Source organism: Burkholderia sp. PR2 (genome assembly GCF_052372875.1).
Classification (GTDB): domain Bacteria; phylum Pseudomonadota; class Gammaproteobacteria; order Burkholderiales; family Burkholderiaceae; genus Burkholderia; species Burkholderia diffusa.
This window is the reverse complement of record NZ_JBQRWH010000004.1, coordinates 2,534,865-2,547,165: the sequence shown is the minus strand read 5'-3', so window position 1 is coordinate 2,547,165 and position 12,301 is coordinate 2,534,865. Positions and strand designations below refer to the sequence as shown.

The 12,301-nt window shown below is 69.0% G+C and carries 8 protein-coding genes; 4 read left to right on the top strand and 4 right to left on the bottom strand.

The features are described from left to right. Positions 1-118 precede the first annotated feature (118 nt). Positions 119-871 (top strand): class I SAM-dependent methyltransferase, encoded by a 753-nt coding sequence (locus ACT2FV_RS28970; protein ID WP_444505244.1) that lies wholly within the window; start codon positions 119-121, stop codon positions 869-871. 148 nt (positions 872-1,019) lie between these two features. On the opposite strand, the gene ppc is transcribed toward ACT2FV_RS28970, so the two are convergent. Continuing rightward, entirely contained in the window at positions 1,020-4,034 is a 3,015-nt protein-coding gene (gene ppc / locus ACT2FV_RS28965) for a phosphoenolpyruvate carboxylase (RefSeq protein WP_124621641.1), read from the bottom strand. A gap of 218 nt (positions 4,035-4,252) precedes the next feature. On the opposite strand from ppc, the gene hemC reads away from it, so the two are divergent. From hemC to ACT2FV_RS28950, 3 genes are read left to right on the top strand one after another with little or no spacing between them, the layout of a single operon-like run. Continuing rightward, positions 4,253-5,239 (top strand): hydroxymethylbilane synthase, encoded by a 987-nt coding sequence (gene hemC, locus ACT2FV_RS28960; RefSeq protein ID WP_174906298.1) that lies wholly within the window; start codon positions 4,253-4,255, stop codon positions 5,237-5,239. Next, positions 5,239-7,215, top strand: a complete 1,977-nt coding sequence (gene hemDX / locus ACT2FV_RS28955) for a fused uroporphyrinogen-III synthase HemD/membrane protein HemX (protein WP_444505243.1) — start codon at positions 5,239-5,241, stop codon at positions 7,213-7,215. Before hemC ends, hemDX begins: the two co-directional genes overlap by 1 nt. A 2-nt stretch (positions 7,216-7,217) precedes the next feature. Continuing rightward, the gene (locus tag ACT2FV_RS28950) at positions 7,218-8,405 is read left to right on the top strand and encodes a heme biosynthesis protein HemY (RefSeq protein ID WP_124901057.1); all 1,188 of its coding nucleotides are present in this window, start codon (positions 7,218-7,220) and stop codon (positions 8,403-8,405) included. Positions 8,406-8,510: 105 nt separating this feature from the next. Here ACT2FV_RS28950 and ACT2FV_RS28945 read toward each other — a convergent pair whose 3' ends face one another. The 3 genes from ACT2FV_RS28945 to ACT2FV_RS28935 form a co-directional block, all read right to left on the bottom strand. Further along, positions 8,511-9,815, bottom strand: coding sequence for an MFS transporter (locus ACT2FV_RS28945; RefSeq protein ID WP_124621648.1), 1,305 nt, complete (start codon positions 9,813-9,815; stop codon positions 8,511-8,513). A gap of 128 nt (positions 9,816-9,943) precedes the next feature. Next, a complete protein-coding gene (locus ACT2FV_RS28940; RefSeq protein WP_444505242.1) occupies positions 9,944-10,702 on the bottom strand; it encodes an SDR family oxidoreductase in 759 nt (252 codons plus the stop codon). 75 nt (positions 10,703-10,777) lie between these two features. After that, entirely contained in the window at positions 10,778-12,217 is a 1,440-nt protein-coding gene (locus ACT2FV_RS28935; protein ID WP_059603720.1) for an aldehyde dehydrogenase family protein, read from the bottom strand. Positions 12,218-12,301 lie beyond the last annotated feature (84 nt).

Sequence of the window (12,301 nt, the reverse complement as noted above, 5' to 3'; positions counted from 1 at the left end):
GGCAGGTGTAACAAATACCAGAATAACTGCTTAACTTGTACTGGTACAAGCGCGGCCCTATTGTAGCGATTCGCGCGCTGGCAGGCAGCGGGCGTCCCACCCAACGAAGGAGCGAACGATGAAACACCACGACCAGGTCGCCGACGCATTCGGCACGACGGCCGCCGCCTACCTGACGAGCACGGTCCACGCGACGGGCGCCGATCTGCAGGCACTGGCAGACGCCGTGCGCGCGACGCCCGACGCCGCGGTGCTCGATCTCGGTTGCGGTGCGGGCCATGCGAGCTTCGCGGTCGCGCCGCACGTGCGCGACGTGGTCGCCTACGATCTCGCGGCGCCGATGCTCGCGACCGTTGCCGCCGCCGCGCGCGAGCGCGGGCTCGCGAACATCCGCACGCAGCAGGGGCCGGCTGAACGGCTGCCGTTCGAAGCCGGCACTTTCGACTGGGTAATCAGCCGGATGAGCGCGCACCACTGGCACGACGTGAGCGCTGCGCTTGCGGAGGTGCGTCGCGTGCTGAAGCCGGGCGGCCGCGTGCTGGTGATCGATATCGCGGGCAACGATCATCCGCTGCTCGACACGTATCTGCAGGCCGCCGAAGTGCTGCGCGACGCGTCCCACGTGCGCGACTACCGTGCCGACGAATGGCTCGCGATGTTCCGCGGCGCCGGGTTCGACGCGCACGTGCAGAGCCGCTGGCGCCTGCCGATCGATTTCGACACATGGGTCGAGCGCATCCGCACGCCGGCCGACAGCGTCGCGGGCATCCGCGCGCTGTGGGCGCATGCGCCAGACGAGGTGCGCGGCTACTACGCAGTGCAGCCGGACGGGTCGTTCGAGCACGACGCGCTGCTGATCGACGCGCAATGAGCGTATGGGGCGACACGGCGGCCGGCGCCGTCGTGCCGTTCCACGCGAAAAAGCCGCGATACGCGTGGTTGCGTATCGCGGCTTTCGTTTTGCGGCGCGCGTTTCGCAACGCCGGCGCGGCGCGGAGCAGGCCCGCGCCGCGCACGGATCAGCCCGTATTGCGCAGGCCGGCCGCGATCCCGTTGATGGTCAGGTGAATCCCGCGGCGCAGCCGCGCGTTCGTGTCGCCCGCGCGGTGACGCTTGATCAGCTCGACCTGCAGGTGGTTCAGTGGATCGAGATACGGGAAGCGGTTCTTGATCGAGCGCGCGAGCAGCGGGTTGGTCGCGAGGCGGCCAGCGTGCCCGGTGATTTCCGCGAGCGCCTGCGACGTGCGCTCCCATTCCGCGACAATCCGCTCGAACACGTGCTTGCGCAGCTTGCGGTCGGCGACCAGCTGCGCATAGCGCGACGCGACCGCGAGATCGGTCTTCGCAAGCACCATGTCCATGTTCGACAGCAGGTTCGCGAAGAACGGCCACGTCTTGTTCATCTTCTTGAGCAGCGTCAGGCGCTTCGTGCGTTCGGCCGCGTCCGGCGCGCCGTCGAGATACGCGCTCACCGCGCTGCCGAAGCCGTACCAGCCCGTCAGCAGCAGTCGGCACTGGCCCCACGAGAAGCCCCACGGAATCGCACGCAGGTCTTCGATCCTGCGATTCTTCGGATCCTGCAGCTTGCGCGAGGCCGGGCGGCTGCCGATGTTCAGCTCGGCGATCTCGGTGATCGGCGTCGACGAGAAGAAGTAGTCGGTGAAGCCGGGCGTTTCGTAGACGAGCGCGCGATACGACGCCATCGCGGCGTCGGACAGCGTCTGCATCGCGGCTTCGAACGCGGGCAGCTGCGCGGGCGCGTTCGATTGCGGCAGCAGCGACGCCTCGAGCGTCGCGGCGACCACGGTCTCCAGGTTGCGCCGGCCGATCTCGGGGTTCGCGAACTTGCTCGCGATCACCTCGCCCTGTTCCGTCAGGCGGATCTGGCCGTTCACGGTGCCCGGCGGCTGCGACAGGATCGCCTGGTAGGTCGGGCCGCCTCCGCGGCCGACCGTGCCGCCGCGGCCATGGAACAGCCGCAGCGTGATCTTGCGTTCGCGGAACAGGTCGACGAGCGCGAGCTCCGCGCGATACAGCTCCCAGTTCGATGTCAGGAAGCCGCCGTCCTTGTTGCTGTCCGAGTAGCCGAGCATCACTTCCTGCTCGGCACCCTGGTGCGCGATCAGCGCGTCGATGCCCGGCAGTGCGAAGTATTCGCGCATGATGCGCGCAGCATCGCGCAGGTCCGGGATCGTCTCGAACAGCGGAATCACCATCAGGCCATTGCGCGCGCTGTCGTGAGCGGCGCCGAATGCGCCTTCGAGCAGCCCGGTTTCCTTCTGCAGCAGCAGGACTTCGACGAGGTCGCTGACCGTCTCGGTGTGCGAAATGATGTAGTTGCGTACCGCACGCGGGCCGAACTGCGCACGCACCTCGCGTGCCTTCTCGAACACGCCCAGCTCGCTTTGCGCGAGCGCCGAGTATTCGATGTACGGCGAGCGCAGCGGGCGCGGATCGGCCAGCGCGGCAAGCAGCGCGATCAGCTTGTCGTCCTCGGAGAGCGACGCGTAGTCCGCATGTACGCCGGCACGCGCGAACAGCTCGGCGACCACGGCTTCGTGGATGTCGGAGCTCTGGCGCAGGTCGATGCTCGCGAGATGGAATCCGAACACTTCGGCCGCGCGCACGAGCGGTGCGAGGCGCGGCGCGGCGAGCGACGTGCCGTGGTGTTCGTCGAGCGAGGCGGTCAGCACCTTGAGGTCGGCGACGAAGGCTTCGGAATCGGCGTAGGGCACCGCGCGCACCGGCGGCGCGCCGCGGCCGGCGCTGCGCACCGGCACCGTGCCTTCGCCCAGTCGTACGCGCGCGCTTGCGGCGAGCCGTGTGTAGATGCCGATCAGCGCACGGCGATACGGTTCGTCGACACGGTGCGGCGACTGGTCGGGCGACGCGGCCGCGAGCGCTTTCACGGCGTCGTTCGCGCCGACCAGCAGGTTCGACACCGACAGCTCGGCGCCGAGCTTGTGCACCTGTTCCAGATAGTGTTCGAGAATCACCGCGGACTGGCGGTTGATCGCTTCTTCGAGCGTCGGGGCGGTCACGTTCGGGTTGCCGTCGCGGTCGCCGCCGATCCAGCTGCCCATCTGGAAGAATGCGGGCACGCGCGCGGACAGGCCGTGCTCGGCGAGCGCGGCCTCGATGTCGCCATACAGCGCGGGCAGTTCGTCAAGGAACGTCGCGCGGTAGTACGACAGCGCGTTCTCGATCTCGTCGCCGACCGTCAGGCGCGCGTCGCGCAGCATGCGGGTCTGCCACAGCGCGGTCACGCGTGCGCGCAGCATCGATTCGTTGTACGAGCGTTCGCGCGCCGTCAGCGGCTGGTCGCGCTCGGCGAGCAGGCGCGCGATGTCGTGCTGCGCGTCGAGGATGCTCTTGCGCTGCACTTCGGTCGGATGCGCGGTCAGCACCGGCACGATCAGCGCATCGTCGAAGAAGCGCTGCAGCAGGCGCTTCGACGCGTTGCCGGTCGTCTTCAGCTGCTCGAGCGCATACGCGACGGTGCCGGGCTGTGCCGCGGATCCGGCCAGCGCGTGGATGCGGCGGCGGCGGTTGTGATGGCGGTCTTCCGCGATGTTCGCCAGATGCGAGAAATAGCTGAACGCGCGCACGACGCTCACCGTCTGCTCCGGCGTCAGCTTGCGCAGCTTCTTCTCCAGCGTTTGTGCCGCCTCGCTGTCGTCCTCGCGGCGAAACTTCACCGCCGTCTGGCGAATGGTCTCGACGACGTCGAACACGGTGTCGCCTTCCTGTTCGCGCACGACGTCGCCGAGCAGGCGGCCGAGGTAGCGGATGTCCTCGAACAGCGGACCGTCCTTGTCCTCGCGCGTGCGGGCGCCGGGCTTCGCCGCGCCGGCCTTGCGGGCAGCCGGGCCGGCGGCCTTGGTCGCGCGTTTTGTCTGACGTATCGGGTCTTTCGGTTTCGTTGCCGGTTTCGCACGGCCGTTCGCGGCGGTGGCGATGGAGCCCGTCTGGGCGTCGGAGGAGGGCAAGGCAGCATTGCGGCGCGCCGTACGCGCCGATCCGGAAGACTTCACGATGGGTTTCCTTGGGAAAGCTCGAGTCAAAAGGGACTGCGGGGACTACGGAAACTACGGGAACTGCGGTCAAGCAACCAGCTACGTGCGGCACATCCGCGCATCGGTGTCGCCGCCGGCGCCGAAGCGCGGCGGGCGCAGGCGCCGGGCCCGGGCGGGCCGGGGCGTGCGTGCTACCATTGTTCGATCTTCAATCCCGTCCTTCGATTGTTCCTGCAATGAATTCCGAGATCTCTTCGGCACAATCCCCCGTGACGCTGACGATTGCCTCGCGCGAGAGCCGCCTGGCGATGTGGCAAGCCGAACATGTGCGTGATGCGCTGCGCAAATTATATCCAGCTTGTGACGTGAAAATCCTCGGGATGACGACCCGTGGCGATCAGATTCTCGATCGTACGCTGTCGAAGGTCGGCGGCAAGGGCCTGTTCGTGAAGGAGCTGGAGAATGCGCTCGCCGACGGTCGCGCCGACCTGGCCGTGCATTCGCTGAAGGATGTGCCGATGGCGCTTCCCGACGGCTTCGCGCTCGCCGCGATCATGGAGCGCGAGGATCCGCGCGACGCGTTCGTGTCGAACGACTACGCGTCGCTCGACGCGCTGCCTGCCGGTGCGGTCGTCGGCACGTCGAGCCTGCGACGAGAGGCGATGCTGCGTGCGCGTTATCCGCACCTGAACGTGCTGCCGCTACGCGGCAACCTCGACACGCGCCTGTCGAAGCTCGATCGCGGCGACTATGCGGCGATCATTCTCGCGGCCGCGGGCCTGAAGCGCCTTGGCCTCGAAGCGCGAATCCGCGCGCTTATCGGCGTCGAGGACAGCCCGCCGGCCGCCGGCCAGGGCGCGCTCGGCATCGAAATTGCCGCGCGTCGTACGGACGTGGCCGGATGGCTCGCGCCGCTGCACGACCCGCGGACCGCGCTCGCGGTCGAGGCCGAGCGGATGGTGTCGCGCGCGCTCGGCGGCAGCTGCGAGGTGCCGCTCGCCGCCCACGCGGTGTGGCGCGCGGGCGAGTTGTACCTGACGGGCCGCGTGTCGACGACCGACGGACAGCGCGTGCTGACCGCCGAGGAGTGCGGTGCCGTCATGACCGTCGCCGATGCGATCGCGCTCGGCCGCGCGGTGTCCGACGAGCTCGAGGCGCAAGGCGCGCGCGACATCGTCAACGCACTGCTCGCCGGCTCGCAGGCCGGCAAGGGCGACGCCTGATGGCGGGCGGCGCGCGCGGGTTCACCGCCGTCCTGACGCGCCCGGACGGCCAGTCGGCCGCGCTTGCGGCCCAACTGGCCGAGGCCGGTTGCGACGTGCTCGAATTCCCGCTGATCGACATCGCGCCGGTCGACGATCCGGTGCCGCTCGACGCCGCGTTCGCGGCGCTTGGGCGTTACGCGCTCGTGATCTTCGTGTCGCCGAACGCGATCGACCGCGCGCTCGCGCAGTACGGCGCGATCTGGCCGAATGCGCTGCCGGTCGGTGTCGTCGGCCCCGGCAGCGTCGCGGCGCTCGCGCGCCACGGCATCGCGGCGCCCGCGCATCGCGTGATCGCACCGCAGGCGCTCGCCGATGACGGCGTCCCGCATTACGATTCGGAACACCTGTTCGCGAGCATCGAGACCGCGTTCGGCGGCGCGCATGCGCTCGCCGGCCAGCGCGTGCTGATCGTGCGCGGCGACGGCGGTCGCGAATGGCTCGCCGAGCGGCTGCGCGAAGCCGGCGCGGAGGTCACGCTGGTCGCCGCGTACCGGCGCGTGGTGCCCGAGCCGCGCATCGGCGCGTGGGAGCGCGTGCATGCGCTGCTCGCCGGCGCGCCGCACGCGTGGCTCGTCACGAGCTCGGAGGGCGTGCGCAACCTGCACGAACTCGCGCGCACGCATCTGAATGACGTCGAGATCGAGGCGCTGAAGCATGCGCCGCTCGTGACGCCGCACCCGCGCATCGAGCAGACCGCGCGCGCACTGGGTTTTGATAGGATTACGCTGACCGGCGCGGGCGATGAGCGCATCGTCCGCGCGTTTCGAACGATGGCCGACGAGGCCGTCCAACCGGCGACAGCCGCACCGGTGACTAAACGCATGACAGATACCAACGATTCCAAAGGCGTCGCTTCCCAGCCGGCCGCTGCATCCGCACCGCCGTCCAGTCCTCCTTATCTCGCGTCCGAACCGCATGCGCGCCGCGGTGGCAGCGCGGCGCTGTGGTTCGTCGTCGTCGTGCTCGGCTGCGCGGCGGGTGTGGGCGGCTATGCGCTGAACCGCAAGGTCGACCGGCTCGACGATTCGTTCGTCGCGCGCCAGAAGGCGCTCGATGCGCAGACGGCCGAGACCCGTACGAAGACGGAGCAGGCGCTCGCGAGCACGCATCAGGTCGACACGCAGCTCGCGCAGCTCGACGGCAAGCTCGCCGACGCGCAGAGCGCGCAGCAGGCGCTGCAGCAGCAATACCAGGACCTGTCGCGCAACCGCGACGCCTGGATGCTCGAGGAAGTCGACCAGATGCTGTCGAGCGCGAGCCAGCAACTGCAGCTGACGGGGAACACGCAACTCGCGCTGATCGCGCTGCAGAATGCCGATGCGCGCCTCGCGACGTCCCAGAGCGCGCAGGCCGTCACGGTGCGCAAGGCGCTCGCGCAGGACATCGAGAAGCTGAAAGCCGCACCGTCGGCCGACCTCACGGGCCTCGCGATCAAGCTCGACGACGCGATCGCGAAGATCGACGCGCTGCCGCTGTCGGGCGAGGCGATCGTCCCGCACGCGGCGCCGAAGGCCGTGCCGGCCGATACCGCGTCGTCGGCTGCGGCCGTGGCCGGCGAGCCGCGCTGGAAGGTGTGGTGGCATGACTTCTCGGCGGGGCTCGGCCAGCAGCTGAAGGGGCTCGTGCAGGTGCGCCGGATCGACAACGCCGACGCGATGCTCGCGTCGCCCGACCAGGGCTACTTCGTGCGCGAGAACGTGAAGCTGCGCCTGCTCACCGCGCGGCTGTCGCTGCTCGCGCGCAATGACGGCGCGATGAAGGCCGACCTGCATGCGGCGCAGGCCGCGCTCGGCAAGTATTTCGACCAGGCATCGAGGGACACGCAAACCGTCGAGGATCTGCTCAAGCAGGTCGACGGCGCATCGCTGACGGTCGCCGTGCCGAACCTGAACACGAGCCTGAACGCCGTTCAGCAGTTCAAGAGTCGGGGGTAACGATGACGCTTCGAGGAATCGTCTGGCTCGCGATCCTGTTCGCGATCGCCGCGGCACTCGCCACCGTCGGCCGTTTCGACGCGGGGCAGGTGCTGCTCGTCTATCCGCCGTACCGGGTCGACGTGTCGCTGAACCTGTTCGTGATCTCCATCGTCGTGTTGTTCATCGTCGTGTACGCGCTGCTGCGCATCGTGCGCAACATCTGGCGCATGCCGCAGCGGGTCGCCGCCTATCGTGCGCGTTCGCGCAACGAGAAGGCACAGGCGTCGCTGCGCGATGCGATCGCGAACTTGTACGCGGGCCGCTTCTCGCGCGCCGAGAAGGCCGCGCGCGACGCGCTCGCGGTCGATGCGAACCAGGGCGCCGCAAGTCTCGTCGCGGCGACCGCCGCGCACCGGATGCACGAGTACACGCGCCGCGACGACTGGCTGTCGAAGGTCGACGCGCCGGAATGGCAGGATGCACGGCTGCTCGCCGCGGCCGACATGCGCGCGGATGCGCGCGATGCCGACGGTGCGCTCGCCGCGCTGGCCGACCTGCAGGCGGGCGGCAAGCGCATCCATGCGCAGCAGGTCGCCCTGCGCGCGCAGCAGCAGTTGAAGAACTGGGCCGAGGTGCTGAAGCTCGCGAAGGCGCTCGAGAAGCGCGAGGCGCTGCATCCGGCTGCGGCCGTGCGGCTGCGCCAGCAGGCGGCGGAGAATCTGCTGCGCGAACGCCGGCATGACCCGGACGCGCTGCTCGAGGTGTGGCAGTCGCTGTCGCCGCTCGAGCGCCAGTCGCCGCGCCTGGCCGATCTCGCGGCCGACCTGCTGGTGACGCTCGAGCGCCGCACCGAAGCGCGCCGCATCGTCGAGGACGCGCTCGCGCACAACTGGGATGCGCGCCTGCTGCGCCGCTATCCGGATACGGCCGGCGGCGATGCGTTGCCGCTGATCCAGAAGGCCGAAGGGTGGAAGAAGGATCACCCGGACGATGCCGACCTGCTGTTCGCGCTTGGCCGTCTCTGCCAGCAGCAGCAGCTGTGGGGCAAGGCGCAGTCGTTCCTCGAAGCCGCGTTGAAGCAGGCCGACAACGAGGCGCTGAAGGTGCGTGCGCACCGTGCGCTCGCACGCCTGTTCGAGCATCTTGGCGAAACCGACAAGGCGGCGAAGCACTACCGCGAAAGCGCGCTCGCGATCACCGTGGTCTGACGCGGCGGCGCTTGCCCGCCGCGCGTAAAAAAGCCCCGAACGCCAACCGGCCTTCGGGGCTTCTTCATGCATTGCCCTGCGGCAGGCACGTCGTCACGTGCCGCGTCACTTGTCGACGAGCCGCTTCGGCACCGACAGCGCGAGCAGCCCGCCGAGCACGAGGAACCCGGCGAGCATGTACATGCCCGCGTCGTTGGCGCCCGTGACCTGCTTGAGCCAGCCCATCAAGTACGGGCTCAGGAAGCCCGCGAGGTTGCCGATCGAGTTGATCATCGCGATGCCCGCTGCGGCTGCCGCACCGCCGAGGAACGCGGTCGGCAGGCTCCAGAACAGCGGCAGCGTCGTCAGGATGCCCATCGTCGCGAGCGTGAGGCCGAGCATCGCGAGCGCCGTCTGGTGCGCCCATATCACCGACAGCACGAGCCCGAGCGCGCCGAACGCGGCCGGAATCGCAAGGTGCCAGCGTCGTTCGCGCCGCTTGTCCGCGCTGCGCGCGATCAGAATCATCGCGACCACCGCCGCCGCATACGGAACCGCCGACAGCAGGCCGATCATGAAGGTGTCGGTCACGCCGGTCGCCTTGATGATCGTCGGCAGCCAGAAGCCGACGCCGTACAGTCCCATCACGAACGAGAAGTAGATGAGCGCCATCAGCCATACGCGCGGGCTCGCCATTACCGCGCCGAGCGGCAGGTCTTCCTTGGTCGCTTCCTCCGCGTCGACGTTGCGCGCGAGCAGCGCCTTTTCGTCGTCGGTGAGCCATTTGGCCTTCGCGATCCGGTCGTCGAGCGCGAAGAATACGAGCACGCCGGCCAGCACCGACGGGATCCCTTCGAGCAGGAACAGCCATTGCCAGCCGTGCCAGCCGCTCACGCCGTTGAACGCCTTCAGGATGAAGCCGGAGAGCGGCCCGCCGATCACGCCGGACAAGGCGACTGCCGTCATGAAGAACGTCGTCATCCGGCCGCGCCGGTGCGCGGGATACCAGTAGGTGAGGTACAGGATCACGCCGGGGAAGAAGCCGGCTTCGGCGACGCCGAGCAGGAAGCGCATCACGTAGAACATCGCGGGCGTCGTGACGAACATCGTCAGGATCGAGATCACGCCCCACGTCGCCATGATGCGCGCGATCCAGACGCGCGCGCCGACCTTGTGCAGGATGATGTTGCTCGGCACTTCGAACAGGAAGTAGCCGAAGAAGAAGATCCCGGCGCCGAGCCCGTAGACCGTGTCGCTGAGATTCAGGTCGCTCGCCATCTGCAGCTTCGCGAAGCCGACGTTCACGCGGTCGAGATACGCGACCACGTAGCACAGCAGCAGGAGCGGCGTGAGCCGCCAGGACACCTTGCGGTAGGTTGCTTCCTCGAATGCGCCGGACGAGCCCGGCAGCGACTGCGTCGATGTTGCCATGTTGTCTCCAGTTCTTGTCGTTGTCCGGAGCCGGCGCGTCGGCGCCCGATCCGGTCGTGCGAAGCAATGATGATGCTTGGATGCGGCGCCGGCCGGCGATGCCGGTGCACGCAATTACGGTGGTGCGGCTAGATGCAGCGCCCGCCGTCGACTTCGAGGCAGACGCCGGTGATGAACTCGGCTTCGTCGGACGCGAGGTACAGCGCCGCGTTCGCGATGTCCTGCGGCGTCGAGAAGCGGCCGAGCGGAATCGTCGCCAGGAACCGGCGGCGATTCTCCGGTGTGTCCTCGCAGCCCATGAACTCGGTCATCAGGGCCGTCTCGCCGAGCACCGGGTTGATGCAGTTCACGCGGATCCGGTCGGCGCCGAGCTCGGCCGCGAGCGACTTGCTCGCGGTGATCATCGCGCCCTTCGTGCTGTTGTACCAGACGAGGCCCGGGCGCGGCCGCACGCCGGCCGTCGACGCGACGTTCACGAACACGCCGCCGCCCTGGGTGCGGAAATACGGCACGAACGTCTGCACGCTCCAGAACAGGCTCTTCATGTTGACGGCATACACGCGGTCGAACTCGGCTTCCGTCACGTCGAGGACCGGCTTGTTGCGGTGCGTGGTGCCGGCGTTGTTCACGACGATCTGCACCGAATGGAAATCGTCGAGCGCGGCCTGGAGCAGTGCGCGCCAGTCGGTGTCCTTCGACACGTCGCCCGCGACCGCGATCGCCTTGCCGCCCGCCAGCGCGATCTCGCTCGCGACGCGCTCGGCCGCCGCGCCGTTCAGGTCGTTGACGACGACGTTCGCGCCTTCTCGTGCATAGGTCTTCGCGATTCCCTCGCCGAAGCCTGAACCGCCGCCCGTGACGATGGCCGTCTTGCCGCTCAGCCGCATGATGTGTCTCCTGTGTTGGAATCGTGCGTGGTATTTCGGTGCGCGGCCGGTCGTGGCCGGCCGCGTTTGTCTGGTTCAGCCGTGCCGGATCGCGATCGTCTTCAGCGCGGTGAAGCCGTATAGCGCCTCGAAGCCTTTCTCGCGACCATGCCCCGAGTGGCCGACGCCGCCGAACGGCAGCTCGACGCCGCCGCCCGCTCCGTAGTTGTTGACGAAGACCTGCCCCGCGCGCAGGCGGCGCGCGAGACGCAGCTGGCGTGCGCCGTCGCGGGTCCAGATGCCCGCGACGAGGCCGTACGGCGTGCCGTTCGCGAGCGCAATCGCTTCGTCTTCGTCGACGAAACGCATTGCGGCGAGCACCGGGCCGAACACTTCCTCCTGCGCGAGGCGGTGCGATGGCGGCACGTCGCGCAGCAGCGCGGGGGCCTGGTAGAAGCCGCTTTCGGGCGCCTCGGCGACGACCTGGCCGTGCGCGGCCATCGGAATGCCGTCGTGCTGCGCGTCGGAGAGGAAATCCCACACGCGCTGTTGCTGCTTCGCGTTGATCAGCGGGCCGCAGTCGAGATCCGCGCGGCTCGGGCCGACCCGCAGCCCGTTGAAGGCGGTGGCGAGCCGTTCGACGAGCGGTTCGTAGACCGCGCGCTCGATCAGCACGCGGCTGCCGGCCGAGCAGGTCTGCCCGCCGTTCTGCACGATCGCCGACACGAGCACGGGCAGCGCCGCGTCGAGATCGGCGTCGGCGAACACGATCTGCGGCGACTTGCCGCCGAGCTCGAGCGTGACGGGGACATGGTTCTCGGCGGCCATCTGCGTGACCAGCTTGCCGGTCGCGGGCGAGCCCGTGAACGAGATGTGGTCGATGCCGGGATGGCGCGCAAGCGCGGCGCCGGCTTCATGGCCGTACCCGGTGACGACGTTCAGCGCACCGGAGGGCAGCCCGGCTTCGGCGGCCAGCTCGGCCACGCGCAGCACGGACAGGCACGCATCCTCGGCCGGCTTCACGACGCATGCGTTGCCGGCCGCGAGCGCCGCGCCGACGCTGCGCCCGAAGATCTGCATCGGGTAGTTCCACGGCACGATGTGGCCGGTGACGCCGTGCGGCTCGCGCACCGTCAGCACCGTGTATCCGGCCTGATAGGGGAGGGTCTCGCCGTGCAGCTTGTCGGCGGCGCCCGCGTAGAACTCGAAGTAGCGTGCGAGCGCGGCGGCGTCGGCACGCGCCTGCTTCAACGGCTTGCCGGTGTCGCGCGCCTCGATCGCGGCGAGTTCCTCGAGGTGGTCGGCGACGCGCGCGGACAGCCGCATCAGCACGCGGCCGCGCTCGGCGGCGCTCGCCGCGCCCCACGGGCCCGAGAACGCGTCGCGGGCCGCCGCGACCGCGCGCTCGATGTCGGGCGCGGTGCCGCGCGCGATCGTTGCGAATGGCTGGCCGTCGGATGGGTCGACGACCGGAATCGTCTCCAGTTGCGCGGGCAACGTCCATTCGCCCGCGATGAAGTGCTTCGCCTCTTCCATGCCTGCTCCTGTCGACCCGAGTTAGCGCTTTAGCGCTTACTCGGGTCCCATGCTTCGCGGTCGATCCGAGTTAGCGCTTCAGTA

Bases quoted from the DNA above. Each gene is read 5' to 3' on its own strand.
- ACT2FV_RS28935 (WP_059603720.1), bottom strand. From the start codon at position 12,217: ATGGAAGAGGCGAAGCACTTCATCGCGGGCGAATGGACGTTGCCCGCG.
- ACT2FV_RS28970 (WP_444505244.1), top strand. From the start codon at position 119: ATGAAACACCACGACCAGGTCGCCGACGCATTCGGCACGACGGCCGCC.
- ACT2FV_RS28940 (WP_444505242.1), bottom strand. From the start codon at position 10,702: ATGCGGCTGAGCGGCAAGACGGCCATCGTCACGGGCGGCGGTTCAGGC.
- hemDX (WP_444505243.1), top strand. From the start codon at position 5,239: ATGGCGGGCGGCGCGCGCGGGTTCACCGCCGTCCTGACGCGCCCGGAC.
- ACT2FV_RS28950 (WP_124901057.1), top strand. From the start codon at position 7,218: ATGACGCTTCGAGGAATCGTCTGGCTCGCGATCCTGTTCGCGATCGCC.
- hemC (WP_174906298.1), top strand. From the start codon at position 4,253: ATGAATTCCGAGATCTCTTCGGCACAATCCCCCGTGACGCTGACGATT.
- ACT2FV_RS28945 (WP_124621648.1), bottom strand. From the start codon at position 9,815: ATGGCAACATCGACGCAGTCGCTGCCGGGCTCGTCCGGCGCATTCGAG.